Source organism: Plantactinospora sp. KBS50 (assembly GCF_002285795.1).
Lineage (GTDB): Bacteria > Actinomycetota > Actinomycetes > Mycobacteriales > Micromonosporaceae > KBS50.
Window position 1 is genome coordinate 6158750 of record NZ_CP022961.1, and the last position, 14649, is coordinate 6173398.

Sequence of the window (14649 nt, forward strand, 5' to 3'; positions counted from 1 at the left end):
CTGGGGTCCGGCGCGATCGCGGGCACCGCCCAGCCTAATCCGCCCCTCCGACACCAGCCGCCAACGCAGGCCGCGATCCGCCAACCCACGTCGACCGACCCGGCACGGGGCCCCCGCACAGGGCAGAGCCCGGCACCGGGCCGGTCGGCGCACCGGTCAGGCCACGTCCCGCCGGCGCATCAGCCACAGCGACGTGACCAGCACTGCCAGCGTGCCCAGGCCGAAGACCCAGGCCGAGTGCTGCCAGGTCACCACGTACTCCGCGGGCCGGCACACACCCTGGGCGAAGTCGCAGGCGGCGTAGTCCTGCAACGGCCACTTTTTGAGGAACCAGGACAGGGCATAGCTGGACAGCACGTACCGGTCGGCGAAGTGCACCCCCGCCACGTGCAGCACGGTGCGCAGGCCGATCTCGCTCAGCACCCCGACCGCGACGGCCACGCCGAGCGCCATCGCGGTGTGCCGGCCGATCGAGGCCAGCCCGAACGCGATCACCGCGACCGCCAGCACCAGGCCGAGCCCGCGGGCGCCGGTGAGGCCGAGCGACTGCCAGAGCCCGCTGGTGAGCTTGCCGGTGGTTCCCCGGTACCGGGCGATCAGCCAGAACGCCAGGGTCCAGAGCGCACCCAGGCCGAGCGCCAGCCCGAGCATCCCGGTGAGCAGGGCGGCAAGCTTCGTTCCGAGTACGGTGAGCCGCTTGGGCCGCCACAGCAGCAGGTTCATCATGCCGCCGGTGCTCCACTCCGCTCCGACGAAGGAGGCGCCGACGATGAACGCGAACAGCACGAAGATGCCGGCGAAGACCGACAGGAAGGTGTCGAACTCCTCCCGGAAGTTGAACTGGTACGGCAGGTACCAGTCGGTCTGGAATTCCTCCCGTCGGGGCAGGAAGCCCTCGCCACAGTCCGGCGGGTACCGGTCGCTGATCGACTCGCCCCGCTCCTGCGCGGCGCGGCACTCCCGCACCTGCTCCTGCTGGTCGCGGAGCACCTGCTGGTAGCTGGCCTCGGCCTGCTGCTGCGCCGAGGCCAACTCGGCCGGGCCGATGTGGTGGCTGGTGACGCTGAACGCCGCGGCGATCCCGGCCAGCCCGAGGATGAGCAGCCCCATCATCAGCCGGGTGAGCCGGCGCTTGAACAACCGGCGTAGCTCGGTCCGGTACAGGCTCATACTCCCCACCCTCCCTGGGCGGTGCCGGCCTGGCCGGACACCGACTCGTCGACCTGCCGGTGCTGGCCCGGCACCGGCGCGGTGCCGGTCAGTTCGAGGAAGACGCTCTCCAGATCCACCGTGACCGGCGTCAGTTCGGCGACGTACAGGTCGTGCGCGGCGAGGGTACGGGTGATCTCTGCGGGCTGGTCCAGGCCGCGTACCAGCAGGTGGTCCTCGGCCACGGTGGTGTTGGCGCCGGCCCGGGTCAGTTCCTCGGCGGCCCGCGGCAGGTCGGCCGCGGCTTCGAGGCGTACCCGGTGTCCGCCGCCGGAGTGTTGGGCCAGGACCTCGGCCACCGGCCCGGTGGCAACCCGTCGGCCCAGCGAGATGATGGTGACCGAGTCGCAGATGAGCTGCACCTCGCCGAGGATGTGGCTGGACAGCACGACGGTCATCCCGGACGCGGCGAGGTCGCGCATCAGCGATCGCATCTCCCGGATGCCGCCCGGGTCCAGCCCGTTCGCCGGCTCGTCCAGTATCAGCAGCTTGGGGTCCTTGAGCAGCGCCGACGCGACGGCCAGCCGCTGCTTCATGCCGAGTGAGTAGGTCCGGACCCGCTCGCCGGCGCGGTCCCGCAGGCCGACCAGTTCCAGCACCTCGTCCACCCTGGACCGGGGTACGCCGCCGGCGCCGGCGAGCAGCGCGAGGGTGTCCCGGGCCGAGAAGTTCGGGAAGAACTGCGGGCTCTCCACGATGGCGCCGACCCGACCGGCGACCCGCGGCAGGGCGTGCGGCACCTCCTCCCCGAGCAGCGCCATCCGCCCGCCGTCGGGGCGGATCAGCCCGAGCAGCGTCCGCAGGGTGGTGGTCTTGCCCGATCCGTTCGGGCCGAGGAAGCCGTGCACCTGTCCGGCGTCGACCACCATGTCGAAATCGTCCAACGCGCGCCGGGTGCCCCGGCGCCGGCTGCGGTACGTCTTGCGCAGCCCGGCTATCTCCAGTACGGCTGGCACTGATCCTCCCGGCTCTCCGTTATCACGGGAGGCACAATACTCTGCTATCCGGAATAGCGGTGCCCCGAACCGCCCGGAGCCGCCGCGAGACCGTGGGACGCGGCTCAGGCGCAGACGACCTGCGCCCCGGCCGCCCGGAAGGCGTGCACGGTCGCGGGGTCGGCGCCCGAGTCGGTCACCAGCACCTCGATCCGCTCGACCGGGCAGATCCGGGCGAACGCGTGCCCACCCAGCTTCGAGGAGTCGGCGATGATCACGACCCGCTTGGCCCGCGCCACCATGAGGTTGTTCATCGCGGCCTCCCCCTCGTGGTGCGCGGCCGCGCCGAGCTGCGGATCGACCGCGTCCACCCCGAGCAGGGCGACATCCAGGGTCACCTCGCGCAGCAGCGCCCCGCCGAGCGGGCCGACCAGTTCGAACGACTTGGGCCGGACCACCCCACCGGCCACCACGACCTTCATCCGGGAGCGCACCAGCAGCTCGTTGGCGATGTTGAGCGCGTTCGTCACCACGGTGAGCTGGGCGCCCTCGGCGCTGGTGTTCAGGTCGGGGCGTACCGCCAGCGCGCGGGCCACCTCGGTGCTGGTGGTGCCGCCGTTGAGCCCGACCACCATCCCGGGCGAGACCAGCGCGGCGGCCGCGGCGCCGATCCGCTGCTTCTCCGCCGAGTGCTTGGCCGTCTTGTACCGCAGCGGCAGGTCGTAGGACACGCCGTTGGCCACCGCGCCACCCCGGGTACGCGTGATCATCTGCTGCTGGGCGAGCTGGTCGAAGTCGCGCCGGATGGTGGCCTGGGAGACGCCCAGCCGGTTCGCGGCGTCCTCCACGCTCACCCGGCCACTGTCGGTGAGCAGTTCGAGCAGGGCGTTCCACCTGGCGTACCGGTCCACCCGAGCCTCCCTGCACGTACCGTGATGAATTGCGTGCACGATAGTGCGCGAAACGAGCGGTACGCAAACGGTTGACCTGCGCGATCGTCCAGAATGTTGCCACGGTCCAGCCAACTCGCGCAGAATGATGCGCCAAATACGGCCCATCCGAGCTGTTTCACGCAGCTCGGTCACGGCCGCGAAACATCCGCGAGGAGCAGCAATGGCGTACGTCGATGCGGAGATCGCCAGCCAGCCGGAGTGCTGGCAGCGGGCCGCCGAACTGGCCCCGCAGGTCTCGGCGGACCTGCCCGACCCCGGGGAACGGGTCGCCGTGGTCGGCTGCGGCACCTCGTGGTTCATGGCCATGGCGTACGCCGCGCTGCGGGAGACCGCCGGCCAGGGCGAGACCGACGCCTTCCAGGCATCGGAGTTCCCGACCGGCCGCCGGTACGACCGGATCCTGGCCATCTCCCGCTCCGGCACCACCACCGAGGTCCTCGACCTGCTCGGGGCGATCGGCGGGCAGTGCCCCAGCACGGTCATCGTCGCCGACCGGACGTCCCCGGCCGCCCGGCTGGCCACCGCCGCCGTGGCGCTGGAATTCGCCGACGAACTCTCGGTCGTGCAGACCAGGTTCGCCACCGGCGCGCTCGCGCTGCTGCGCGCCTCGCTCGGCACCGACCTGCCGGCGCTGGCCACCGACGCCGAGGTGGCCGTGCGCTGCCCGCTGCCGGTCGACCCGGAGCGGGTCGAGCAGGTCACCTTCCTGGGCACCGGCTGGACCGTGGGGCTGGCCCAGGAGGCCGCCCTCAAGTGCCGGGAGGCCGCCACCTTCTGGGCCGAGGCTTACCCGGCGATGGACTACCGGCACGGTCCCATCTCGATCGCCGGCCCCGACCGGCTGGTGTGGGCGCTCGGCCAGGTCCCGGCCGGGCTGGAGGACGAGGTCGAGGCCACCGGCGCGACCTTTCTGCACAGCCGCACCCACGGCCGGCACACCGTGCTCGGCCGGTGGGCGGCCGGGCGTACCCCGCTGGACCCGATGGCCGACCTCGTGCTCGCGCAGCGCTTCGCGGTCGCGCTGGCCCGCACCCGCGGGCTCGACCCGGACACCCCGCGGCACCTGCGCCGCTCGGTGGTGCTGACCGGATGACCGACGTCGTCCTCGCGCTCGACGTGGGCGGCACCGGCATCAAGGCGGCCCTGGTCGGGGTCGACGGCACCGCCCGGCACACCGAACGGCACCCCACCGGCGCCGAACGTGGCCCCGACGCCGTGGTGCAGACCATCCGGAGCATCGCCGCCGGACTCGCCCGGACCGCCCGGGACCGCGGTTGGACGCCGGTGGCCGCCGGGATCGCCGTACCCGGGGTCGTCGACGAGGCCCACGGGATCGCCGCCTGGTCGACAAACGTGGGCTTCCGGGACGTACCGCTGCGCGACCTGGTGGCCGACCACCTGGCACTGCCCGCGGCGCTCGGCCACGACGTGCGGGCCGGCGGCCTGGCCGAGGCGCGACTCGGCGCCGGACGCGGCCACGACCACGTGCTGTTCGTCGCGGTCGGCACCGGCATCGCCGCCGCGCACGTGGTACGCGGCAGCGCCGCCGCCGGAGCGCACGGCGCCGCCGGCGAGCTGGGACACCTCGTGGTGCGCCCCGGCGGCCCGCGCTGCGGCTGCGGCCAGTCCGGCTGCCTGGAGGCGGTCGCCTCGGCGTCCGCGGTCGCCCGCGGCTACGCCGCCCGCACCGGCACCCCGGTCAGCGCGGCCGAGGTGGCCCGGCGCGCCGCCGCCGGTGACCCGTCGGCCCGCGACGTGTGGCGCGATACGGTGGACGCGCTCGCCGACGGCCTGCTCGCCGGCCAGACGCTCTACGACGTCTCGGTGATCGTGCTCGGCGGTGGGCTGGCCGAGGCGGGGGAACAACTGCTCGGCCCGCTGCGCGCCGCGCTCGCCCAGCGGCTCACCTTCCAGCGGGAACCCGCGCTGGTCCGCGCCGCGCTCGGCGACGAGGCCGGCTGCCTCGGCGCCGCACTGCTCGCCCTCGACAGTTTGGAGAGTTCCTGATGGTGCTGCGGGTAGCCGGCAAGGTGGTGACGCCCTCCGGCGTCATCCGGCAGGGCTGCGTGGAGATCGACGGTGAGCGGGTCACCGCGGTCGCGGAGTACCCGTCGATCCGCGACGGCCACTGGATCGTCCCGGGCTTCGTGGACATGCACACCCACGGCGGGGGCGGGCACACCTTCACCACCGGCGATCCCGAGTCGGCCCGACTGGCCGCCGAGTTCCACCTCGGCCACGGCACCACCACGCTGCTCGGCAGCCTGGTGAGCTGCCCGCCCGAGCTGATGCGCTCGGCCACCGTGGCGTTCGCCCCGCTGGTCGCCGAGCGGGTGCTCGCCGGCATCCACTACGAGGGGCCGTACCTGTCCGAACTGCGCTGCGGCGCGCAGCACCCCGAGTACCTCCGCGACGCCGACCCGGGCGAGCTGACCGAGCTGCTCGACGCGGCCGACGGCACCGTCCGGATGGTCACCCTCGCGCCGGAGCGGCCGGGCGCGCTGGACGCGATCAAGCTGCTGGTCTCCCGGGGCGTGGTGGCGGCCGTCGGGCACACCGACGCGACGTACGAGCAGACCCGGGCGGCCATCGACGCCGGCGCCACGGTGGGCACGCACGTGTTCAACGGCATGCGTACGCCGCACCACCGCGAACCCGGACCGGTGTACGCGCTGCTGGGCGCGCCCGACGTGGTCTGCGAGCTGGTCGCCGACGGGGTCCACCTGCACGACGGCACCCTCGCCTTCGCGGCCGGCGTGGCCGGCCCGGACCGGACCGCGCTGATCACCGACGCCATGTCGGCGGCCGGGATGACCGACGGCGACTACGAGCTGGGCGGGCAGGACGTGGTGGTGACCGGCGGGGTGGCCCGGCTCCGGCAGCCCGACGGCAACCCGGGGGCGATCGCCGGCAGCACCCTGACGATGGACGCCGCGCTGCGCCGCGCCGTGGCCGCCGGCATCTCCGTTCCGGACGCCAGCCGGATGGCCTCGGCCACCCCGGCGCGGGCGCTGGGGCTGGACGGGCAGGTCGGATCGTTGCTTCCCGGCTGGCGCGCCGACCTGGTCATGCTGGACGAGGACCTTCAGGTGGTCCGGGTGATGCGGGCGGGTACCTGGGTGGACTGACCGCCGGGCCGGCCGCGTACAGGGCCGGGCGGTCCCAGCGACGCAGCACCGCGGGCAGCGGTACGTCGTCCCAGGGCACCCGGCCCAGCAGCCGGTCCAGCAGCAGCCCCAGCAGCAGCCCGGCGACCGAGTCGGTCAGCCAGTGCCAACCCAGGTACGTCGTGGTGACCAGCAGGATCGCCGGCGGCAGCACCCGGATCGCCCGGATCAGATTCGCCGGTACCCGCCGGCCGTGGCTGCGCAGCAGGGCCGCCAGCAGCAGCGCGATCACGCCGTACCAGACGATCGCGTTGGCCAGGTGACCGGACGGGTACGACATGCCGTACCGGCCCGGGGTGTGGAAGAGCTGGACCGCGTCCTCCGCCGGCAGGTGCGGCGCCTTCTCGGTGGCGCTCGGTGCGGCCCGGTCGGTCCACAGCTTGAGCGGCCCGACCACCAGGTAGAGCAGGACGAACGCGCCGGCGAACACCAGCGCCGGCCGCACCGAGCGGGTACGCAGCACCAGCAGCCCGCCGACGATGCCGACCACCGGCATCAGGACCTGGCCGCCCTGGCCGAGCGTGTTCAGCACCCGGGCGATCCAGTAGCCGGCCGGCGGCCGGTGCGCACCGGCCCAGTCGGCGACCGCGCGGTCCAGCCCGTACCGGTGGCCGACGGCCAGGGCCAGGGTCAGCGCGACGAACGCGACCAGCAGGAGCAGGTCGAACCACCAGCCGGCGGGTCGGACCGGACGGGTCCGCGGCCGGGGCTGCGGTCGTACCGCTGGGGTCGGGCGCACCCGACCACGCTACCGGTCCGGCCGGCCCGGACCCGCCGGGCGGCTGTGGCACCGGCCACGCGGGGCGGCGCCGGATGCCGGACAGGCGTCATGCTGGAAGCGTGCGGATCACCTCGGCCCTCATCGACCCGGCGCTGCTCGACCTCCCCTGGTCGACGCCGCTCGAAGAATGGCCCGCCGACCAGCTCGTCGCGCTGCCCCGGGGCATCTCCCGGCACGTCGTGCGGTTCGTCCGGCTGGGCGAGACGGTCTACGCGGTCAAGGAGACCGGCGAGCGGATCGCGGAGCGCGAGTACGACCTGCTCCGCGCGCTGGAACGGATCGACTTCCCGTCCGTGGAGGCGGTCGCCATCGTGGCGGACCGGCAGACCGAGGACGGCGAGCCGCTGGATCCGGTGCTGATCACCCGGCACCTCCAGTTCTCCCTGCCGTACCGGGCGCTGTTCTCGCACACGCTGCGGCCCGAGACCATGACCCGACTGCTCGACGCGCTCGCCGCGCTGCTGGTCCGGATGCACCTGACCGGCTTCTTCTGGGGTGACTGCTCGCTGTCCAACACGCTGTTCCGGCGCGACGCCGGTGCGTTCGCCGCCTACCTGGTGGACGCCGAGACCGGTGCGCTGCACCGCCAGCTCTCCACCGGGCAGCGCGGCGAGGACCTGGAGATCGCCCGGGTGAACATCTTCGGCGAGGCGCTCGACCTGGCCGCCGCCGGACTGCTGCACGAGTCCATCGACCCGGAGGCGGTCAGCGAGGAGGTCGTCCGCCGGTACGAGGGGCTGTGGCACGAACTCACCTACGAACAGCAGGTCGAACGGGACCACCGGCACGACATCGAGACCCGGATCCGGCGCCTCAACGACCTCGGGTTCGACGTCGCGGAGGTGACCATGTCGGTCTTCGACAACGGCCGCTACCTGGTCCGCCCCAAGGTGGTCGACGCGGGCCACCACACCCGGCGGCTGCTCCGGCTGACCGGGCTGGACGCCGAGGAGAACCAGGCCCGGCAACTGCTGAACAACCTCGACGCGTACCGGGCGGAGAGCCACCTGACCAACGAGGAGCAGGCCGCACACCGCTGGCTCACCGAGGTCTTCGAGCCGGTGGTCCGGGCCGTACCGGCGCACCTGCGCCACAAGCTGGAGCCGCAGGAGGTCTTCGCCCAGATCATCGAGCACAAGTGGCTGCTGTCCGAGCGCGCCGGCCGGGACGTCGGGATGGCGCCCGCGGTGCACTCGTACCTCGCCGACGTGCTCGCGCACCGGCCGGACGAGCAGGCCGTCCTGGGCACCGACGCGAGTTTGCTGGAGGACGCGAGCCTGCTGGAGAACGAGTCCGGTCTGCTCGACACCGACACCGACACCGACACCGGCACCGGCACCGACACCGACACCGGCACCGACACCGACCTGCTGGATGTCGACTCCGACGGTGGATCACCGGCGACCGACCCCGCTCCGACCAGGGGTCTGCGCTGACGGCGGGTCACGGATCCGCACGCCATCTCCGCCGGTCGCCTACCGCCGCATCACCGCGACCCCTTCGGCCGCATGCTGGTGGCGCAGGCGATCACCGAAGATCCGACCCTGGCCTCTCGGGACGCGTCGGTGGCGCTGTACGACGCCGGCATCCTCAAGGTGTGACCGCGCCTTCGGCGGGTCACCACGCAGGGTGACCTCGCTGGTCGCGACAAGACTTTTAGTTGCTATACCCGAGAGTCATAAAAATGACCCTCGGGTATACCTGCGAAAGATGTGTTCGGTCCTGGCCCTAAACCGGTTCGGCGGATCCCGGCGTACCCGAGGGTGGGTCCGGCTGCGGCGTAGCCGGGCTTCGGTCCGCCGCCGGCGTACCGGGATGTTGCCGGGGTGGCCGCGGCCCGGCGTCCGCGGTCCCGGCGCCCGGCTCGTCCGAAGCCCCCGCCACGTCGATGCCCGCGGCGCCCGCGGCGCCCGCGGCGCCCGGGTCGGCCGCGGCGCCCTCGGTGCCGGCCGCGCCCCCCGGATCGGCCGGCCCGGCCGACCGCGCCGCCACGGCGGCGCCGTCGTGCCCGGCGCTGGCCTGCTTGAGCAGCCAGCTCAGCCCGGCCCGGCGGACCACCGCGGTCAGCCGGTCGCCCACGGCCAACGGGGTGTCCGCGGCGGGTGCCCAGTCCGGCTGGTCCGCATCGGAGCGCTGTACGGCGATCACCCGCACCGCCTCCGGTCGCTGGGCGGCCCGCAGCGGACGGCCGACCAGCGCGGAACCGGCCGCCACCGGCACCTCGGCGACCAGCAGGACGTGCCGGTGGACCGGGATGGTGGCGATCACCGCGCGGTTCAGCAGGGCGGCCGCGAAGGCCGGCGCCGCCAGGTAGGAAACGCTGCGCGAGATGTTGATGTTGAAGGCGCGCTGGATCCGGTCGGCGAAGTCGCCGTCGAACAGCCGCAGCACGACCAGCAGGTCCTCCCGGGCGGCCCGCGCGTGCAGGGCCGCCTGGAGATTCGTCACGTCGTCCGTGGTGAGCACCAGCAGGGCGCGGGCGGTACCGATCGAGGCGGTGGCCAGCACCTCTTCGGCGCCGCCGTCGCCGACGATCAGCGGGATGTTGAGCCGGCGGGCCAGCGGCGCGCCCCGGGCGTCCCGGTCGGCGTCGATGGCCACCACCTCGACGCCGAGGTCCTGGAGCTGCGCCATCACCCGGGTACCGACGTTGCCCAGCCCGAGCACCACCATGTGGTCCTCCCGGTACGGCTGGAGCCGGTCGGTGGCCAGCGCGAGCCGGGCGTTGACGATCCCGTCCACCACCGCGGCGGTGATCAGCGGCACCAGGGCCAGCCCGCCGATGGTCAGCACCACCTGCATGATCTTCGCCAGGATGGGCTGGTCGGGCTCCGGGTCGCTGCCGCTGATCGTGGTGACGATGGTGATGTAGAGCCCGTTGCCCAGGTTGTCGTGCCGGCTGTAGGCCAGCGCCACCCCGAGCACCAGCACCGTCGCCAGCACGGTGAGGGTGGCTATCCCGATCTTGCGGGTGACGAACGAGCGGGCCGCCCGTACCGCCAGCCGGGCCGGGCGGCGCCGGCGGCGGTCCCGGGCGATCCGCCGGGCCGCCACCTCCGTGCCGACCGGCTGGCCGTTGGCCTCGGCCAGCACCACGTCCGCGCGGTCCGCGTCGGCCGGGAGCACCCGGAGCCGGCCCGGATCGCTGGTGTCGGCCAACCCGCACACCACGGCCTCCGCCGGTACGTCGGCGCGCCGCGCGACGTGCAGGGTACGTCCGCCGTGCCGGAAGTGCGTCGGGTCCACCTCGCCCAGCGCGGCGGCCACGAAGGCCGGCGCCGCCATCGCCGCGTCGGACAGGACAGTGGTGTCCGGCAACAGCCGCCGGACCCCGTTGGCCAGGCCGGTGTTGAACATCCGCAGCACGATCCGCAGCCGCGGCTCGACGGCCTGGGCGCACAGCGCCGCGTGGATGTTGCCCACGTCGTCCTGGTGCAGCAGGGCCAGCCCGGTCGCGCCGGCCAGTCCCGCCCGGCGCAGCGTACGTTCGTCGAGCCGGTCGGCCTCGATCCACTTGATGCCGGGGAGCTTGCGGATCTCGGGGCCGTCGCCGCGCGGCCGGTACGGCACGACGACCGTGATCCGGGGCGGTCCGGTCGGCAGGTCGGCGGCGAGCAGCGCGATCACCACGTGGTAGGCGAGGGCGTCCTGGCCACAGACCACGTAGTGCGGGCGGACGTCGCCGGTGGGCCGCAGCAGGCGGCTCGATCCGACCGCGCGCCGTGCCCGGTCCCGCCACGGGTCCGTCATCCGGGCATGGTAGCCAGCCGACCCCCTCGGGCGCCGACCCGCGAGCACGGCTCGCCGGTCGCCGTGGGTGTGCGGCGGGCCAGGGTGGGTAGTGCGGCACCGTGCAGACCTTCCTGCCGTACCCGGATTTCCACCGCACCGCGCGGGCGCTCGACCAGCGCCGGCTCGGCAAGCAGCGGGTGGAGGCGGTGCAGGTGCTGCGCGGCCTGACCCGCCCGGGGTACGGCTGGCGCAACCACCCGGCGGTCCGGATGTGGGCCGGGTACGAGGAGGCGTTGGTCCGGTACGGCCTGGACATCTGTGCGACGTGGTGCGCGGCCGGCCGGGCGGACACCTGCGCCGGCACGCTCGCCGCCGACCTGGCCTCCGGCTGCGGCATCGGGACGGTACGCAGCCAGTACGAGCTGGCCGCGGCCGGCGAGTTGCCGCCCTGGCTGGGCCGGGACGACCTGCACCTGAGTCACCGCTCCTCGCTGCTGCGCAAGGATCCGACCTTCTACGCCCCGCTCTTCGGCGACGTTCCGGACGACCTGGAGTACGTCTGGCCGGCCTCGGACCGCGAGGCGACTTGCCGTTCCCGCCCGGTGCCCTGACGCTGGGATCAAAGCGTCGATAGGGGCTCTTGCCAGACAAAAGTGCGACTCGGCGGCCCCTGCTTGCCGAAGGGACGGGCATGGATCTCTCGCGGCCGGTGGCCCGGCTGCTCGGGGTACGGCCGCGGCTGGTGCCCACCGGTGGTGCCGGCGGCGCGAGCCGGGCGCCCGACGGCGCGTCGGCCGTCGTCGTGGGCGCGGGGATCGCCGGGGTCTCCGCGGCCGTGGTGCTGGCCGAGCGCGGAGTCCGGGTGACCCTGCTGGAGTCGCGCCGCTGGCTCGGTGGGCGGCTGGCGGCCTGGCCGGACCGGCTCGCCGACGGCACGCCGCAGATGGTCGAGCACGGCTTCCACGCGTTCTTCCGGCAGTACTACAACTGGCGCTCGATCCTGCGGCGGATCGACCCGGAGTTGGAGTTCCTACGGCCGGTACCCGGATACCCGGTGCTGTCCGCGCGCTGGCCCGCCGAGGAGTTCGGCAAGCTGCCCGCGGCGCCGCCGCTGAACCTGCTCGCCCTGCTGGCCCGCAGCCCCAGCCTGCGGCTGCGGGACCTACGCACGATGGACCGCCGGGCCGCGCTGCCGCTGCTGGCGTACGACCCGGAGCGGACGTTCGCCGAACTGGACACGACGAGCGCGGCCGAGCTGCTGGACTCGCTGCGGCTGCCCGACCGCGCCCGGGCGATGCTGTTCGAGGTCTTCTCGCACTCGTTCTTCAACGTGGAGACCGACTACTCGGCCGCCGAGATGACGGCGAACTTCCACTTCTACCTGCTGGGCAACCCCGAAGGGCTGGCGTTCGACGCGCCGTACCGGGACTACGACACGGCGATCTGGCAGCCGCTGGCCCGCTACCTCGAAACGTGCGGCGCGCGGGTGGTCACCGGCGCCCCGGTGCTCACGGTGGACCGGGACGGCGCCGGCTGGCGGGTGCGGACGGCCGATTCCGGGTACGCCGCCGCGCACCTGCTGCTGGCGGTGGATCCGCCGGCGCTGGCGGGGCTGGCCGGGGCGTCCCCGGCGCTGGCCGCCGCGCTGCCCGCGCTCGCCCGGCCGGCGGGCTTCGCGGCCGGACCGCCGTACGCGGTGGCCCGGTACTGGTTCGGCGGCGACGTACGGCGGGACCGGCCGATCTTCGCGGGCGTCTCCCGGCAGTCGACGCTCGACTCGGTGACGCTCTACCACCGGCTGGAGAGCGAGGCGGGCCGGTGGGCACGGCGCGTCGGCGGCTCCGTGGTCGAGCTGCACGCCTACGCCTGTGCACCCGGCGTACCGGCAGGGGAGCTGGCCGAGCGGATGCGCCGCGAGCTGGCCGGGCTCTGGCCGGAAACGGCCGACCTGCCGGTGCTCGACCTGCGGGCGCGGGTGGAGGCGCAGGCGCCGGCGTTCCGGCCCGGCGACCACCCGGGCCGGCCGTCCGTCCGTACCGGCGCGGACGGGCTGTACCTGGCCGGCGACGGGATAGCCGCCCCGTTTCCGAGCGCGCTCATGGAACGCTCGGCCGCGACCGGCATCCTGGCGGCCAACGAGATCCTGCGCGCGTACGGCACGGCGACCGAACCGCTGCGGTCGGTGCGGCCCCGCGGCCTGCTCGCCGACCGCGGGTCGAGCCGTGGCTGACCCGGGCCGGCCGGAGCGACGGTGCGGGCGCTAACGGCCGACGGCCGCGTAGCCCATCGCCGCCAGGCAGATCAGGGCGACCACGCCGCCTTTGGTGAACGCCGCGCGGACCAGGGTCCACGCCGTCTTGCGGAACTTCGGGACGCTCGCCTTGGTGGCCGAGTAATCCCCCCAGGCGCGCCGCGCGGTGGCCCAGGACCTGCCGGCGACGACGCCCAACACGACTCCGACGACGAGCAGTACGGAGGCAACTGGGCGGTCCATCGACACATCTTCAAATAGTCACCATCGGTGCGACATCAGCCGTTCGGCGACTACTCAAAGACACCTGCCACATATCGAAAAACGCGGGTTGAAGTCTAACTGCGAGCGCCATTCACGTGACTCTACGTGTTCGGTGCCGTGCCAACGTCACCGAGGGTGGCACCACCGCGACCGGCGGATCCGGCGGGCCGGCGACCGACCGCGACCGACCGCCGCCGACCGCCGCCGGCCGCCCTCCGCCGCGGAAATGGGGCGGCATCGTGTCGCCCGGCACTGTTAGCCTCGTACGCCACATAAACGGGGAGTGAGCCGTCGACCACGACCGCCGCGCCGGACTGAGATCGGCGGCGCGGTCGGGTCCGGGGGCGCGAAGGAGTCGTCATGTCCGGCACCGACCACATCGGATTGCCACGCCCTGTCCGGCTCGCGTCGGCCCTGGTGGCCACCGCGGCGACGCTGGCCGCGCTGGACGCCCTGGCGGCGTTGCTCAGCCTGCGCCGGGTGAACGCGCGGGCCGACAGCCTGATCCGGCTGATGTACGACCCGGAACAGGGCCGGCAGATCATCCAGGCGCTGCGCAGCGGCCTGTACGACAACCTCGCGATCGGGATCGTGGTGGCACTGCTGCTCCTGCCGCTGGCGTTCGGCGTACGCCGGCCGTCCCGCCGGATCCGGGTCGTCATGTGGGTGGTGCCGGTCGTGGCGTGGACCGGGCTCGGCTGCGCCCTTGCCACCGGGCCGGAGATCTCGACGTACACCGACGGCATCCAGAACGCGGCGGCGCTGCACGAGTGGAAGCAACTGGTCCCGGGCTGGTACAACAACCTGCACTCGATCACGGTGTTCCTGATCCTCGCCGGCCTGACCGCCGCCGCGCTGCTGCTGACCAAGCGGGAACTGGTGGCCTTCTACGGCCGGTCGGACCCGGAGACGGACACCGGCGACCTGTGGTCGCACCTGCGCCGGGACGACAACAGCCGGTCCGCCTGATCGGCGGAGCTTCGACACCGCTCCGCTTCGGCACGCACCACAGCGGTGGCGGCTCGGATGGAGCCCCCGGCCGGGATCGAACCGGCGACATCCCGCTTACAAGGCGGGTGCTCTGCCAACTGAGCTACAAGGGCGCTGTTCGAGGCCAGCATAGCCATACGGCGGCACCGGTCAGAGCATCCAACGGGCTGAACATCATCTGGCCGACCAGCGCCATCCGCCCCGGTGGGGACGGTATGCGGGCAATGACATCGGTCCCCGCGTAATTGATGCCCGCCAGTGGGTTACTGACCGTTATGCCCGATCGAATCGCTATCTTGTCGCCCGCCCGTGGGAGTTCGGGCGATGCTTCAGTCAGGCGGACCGGCTGGGGCCATATCCACCATAA

Annotated in this window: 12 protein-coding genes, 1 tRNA gene and 2 pseudogenes; 8 read left to right on the forward strand and 7 right to left on the reverse strand. The window is 73.4% G+C overall.

What is annotated here, in order from left to right; translation table 11 throughout:
• Window positions 1-156: 156 nt before the first annotated feature.
• From CIK06_RS26660 to CIK06_RS26670, 3 genes are all read right to left on the reverse strand, one after another.
• Window positions 157-1170 (reverse strand): ABC transporter permease subunit, encoded by a 1014-nt coding sequence (locus CIK06_RS26660; protein ID WP_095567107.1) that lies wholly within the window; start codon window positions 1168-1170, stop codon window positions 157-159.
• Window positions 1167-2165 (reverse strand): ABC transporter ATP-binding protein, encoded by a 999-nt coding sequence (locus CIK06_RS26665; protein WP_095567108.1) that lies wholly within the window; start codon window positions 2163-2165, stop codon window positions 1167-1169. The genes CIK06_RS26660 and CIK06_RS26665 overlap by 4 nt, the downstream gene beginning before the upstream one ends.
• A gap of 104 nt (window positions 2166-2269) precedes the next feature.
• Window positions 2270-3055 carry a DeoR/GlpR family DNA-binding transcription regulator gene (locus CIK06_RS26670; RefSeq protein WP_095567109.1) on the reverse strand — a complete coding sequence of 262 codons (786 nt, stop codon included), beginning with the start codon at window positions 3053-3055 and terminating at the stop codon, window positions 2270-2272.
• 202 nt (window positions 3056-3257) lie between these two features.
• On the opposite strand from CIK06_RS26670, the gene CIK06_RS26675 reads away from it, so the two are divergent.
• Genes CIK06_RS26675 through nagA form a run of 3 tightly spaced genes read left to right on the forward strand, consistent with a single transcriptional unit; the run spans window position 3258 to window position 6225 of the window.
• Window positions 3258-4190, forward strand: coding sequence for an SIS domain-containing protein (locus tag CIK06_RS26675; RefSeq protein ID WP_095567110.1), 933 nt, complete (start codon window positions 3258-3260; stop codon window positions 4188-4190).
• On the forward strand, window positions 4187-5104 hold the full coding sequence (locus CIK06_RS26680; RefSeq protein ID WP_095567111.1) for an ROK family protein: 918 nt from the start codon (window positions 4187-4189) through the stop codon (window positions 5102-5104). Before CIK06_RS26675 ends, CIK06_RS26680 begins: the two co-directional genes overlap by 4 nt.
• Complete coding sequence (nagA, locus tag CIK06_RS26685) at window positions 5104-6225, forward strand: N-acetylglucosamine-6-phosphate deacetylase (protein ID WP_095567112.1); 1122 nt, start codon at window positions 5104-5106, stop codon at window positions 6223-6225. The genes CIK06_RS26680 and nagA overlap by 1 nt, the downstream gene beginning before the upstream one ends.
• Here the strand turns inward: nagA and CIK06_RS26690 are convergent.
• Window positions 6164-7003, reverse strand: coding sequence for a phosphatase PAP2 family protein (locus CIK06_RS26690; protein ID WP_095567113.1), 840 nt, complete (start codon window positions 7001-7003; stop codon window positions 6164-6166). The two genes, nagA and CIK06_RS26690, sit on opposite strands and share 62 nt — an antisense overlap.
• A 74-nt stretch (window positions 7004-7077) precedes the next feature.
• On the opposite strand from CIK06_RS26690, the pseudogene CIK06_RS26695 reads away from it, so the two are divergent.
• Window positions 7078-8304: pseudogene (locus CIK06_RS26695) on the forward strand (DUF4032 domain-containing protein); the annotation flags it as partial.
• A 183-nt stretch (window positions 8305-8487) separates the two neighbouring features.
• Window positions 8488-8646, forward strand: a pseudogene (locus CIK06_RS32675) (PIN domain nuclease); the annotation flags it as partial.
• Window positions 8647-8773: 127 nt separating this feature from the next.
• Here CIK06_RS32675 and CIK06_RS26700 read toward each other — a convergent pair.
• Window positions 8774-10795 carry an NAD-binding protein gene (locus CIK06_RS26700; RefSeq protein ID WP_095567114.1) on the reverse strand — a complete coding sequence of 674 codons (2022 nt, stop codon included), beginning with the start codon at window positions 10793-10795 and terminating at the stop codon, window positions 8774-8776.
• 101 nt (window positions 10796-10896) lie between these two features.
• On the opposite strand from CIK06_RS26700, the gene CIK06_RS26705 reads away from it, so the two are divergent.
• The gene (locus CIK06_RS26705; protein WP_095567115.1) at window positions 10897-11388 is read left to right on the forward strand and encodes an MSMEG_6728 family protein; all 492 of its coding nucleotides are present in this window, start codon (window positions 10897-10899) and stop codon (window positions 11386-11388) included.
• 80 nt (window positions 11389-11468) lie between these two features.
• Window positions 11469-13007, forward strand: a complete 1539-nt coding sequence (locus tag CIK06_RS26710; protein WP_095567116.1) for an FAD-dependent oxidoreductase — start codon at window positions 11469-11471, stop codon at window positions 13005-13007.
• A 30-nt stretch (window positions 13008-13037) separates the two neighbouring features.
• On the opposite strand, the gene CIK06_RS26715 is transcribed toward CIK06_RS26710, so the two are convergent.
• Window positions 13038-13271, reverse strand: coding sequence for a hypothetical protein (locus tag CIK06_RS26715; RefSeq protein WP_157756962.1), 234 nt, complete (start codon window positions 13269-13271; stop codon window positions 13038-13040).
• 381 nt (window positions 13272-13652) lie between these two features.
• On the opposite strand from CIK06_RS26715, the gene CIK06_RS26720 reads away from it, so the two are divergent.
• Window positions 13653-14261, forward strand: a complete 609-nt coding sequence (locus CIK06_RS26720) for a hypothetical protein (protein ID WP_095567118.1) — start codon at window positions 13653-13655, stop codon at window positions 14259-14261.
• A 58-nt stretch (window positions 14262-14319) separates the two neighbouring features.
• Here the strand turns inward: CIK06_RS26720 and CIK06_RS26725 are convergent.
• Window positions 14320-14395: transfer RNA gene (locus tag CIK06_RS26725), tRNA-Thr, on the reverse strand.
• Between the last annotated feature and the right edge of the window lie 254 nt (window positions 14396-14649).

Excerpts from the sequence above, each read along its gene's own strand:
- CIK06_RS26675 (WP_095567110.1), top strand. The coding sequence starts at position 3,258 with ATGGCGTACGTCGATGCGGAGATCGCCAGCCAGCCGGAGTGCTGGCAG.
- CIK06_RS26680 (WP_095567111.1), top strand. The coding sequence starts at position 4,187 with ATGACCGACGTCGTCCTCGCGCTCGACGTGGGCGGCACCGGCATCAAG.
- nagA (WP_095567112.1), top strand. The coding sequence starts at position 5,104 with ATGGTGCTGCGGGTAGCCGGCAAGGTGGTGACGCCCTCCGGCGTCATC.
- CIK06_RS26720 (WP_095567118.1), top strand. The coding sequence starts at position 13,653 with ATGTCCGGCACCGACCACATCGGATTGCCACGCCCTGTCCGGCTCGCG.
- CIK06_RS26715 (WP_157756962.1), bottom strand. The coding sequence starts at position 13,271 with ATGGACCGCCCAGTTGCCTCCGTACTGCTCGTCGTCGGAGTCGTGTTG.
- CIK06_RS26700 (WP_095567114.1), bottom strand. The coding sequence starts at position 10,795 with ATGACGGACCCGTGGCGGGACCGGGCACGGCGCGCGGTCGGATCGAGC.
- CIK06_RS26660 (WP_095567107.1), bottom strand. The coding sequence starts at position 1,170 with ATGAGCCTGTACCGGACCGAGCTACGCCGGTTGTTCAAGCGCCGGCTC.
- CIK06_RS26710 (WP_095567116.1), top strand. The coding sequence starts at position 11,469 with ATGGATCTCTCGCGGCCGGTGGCCCGGCTGCTCGGGGTACGGCCGCGG.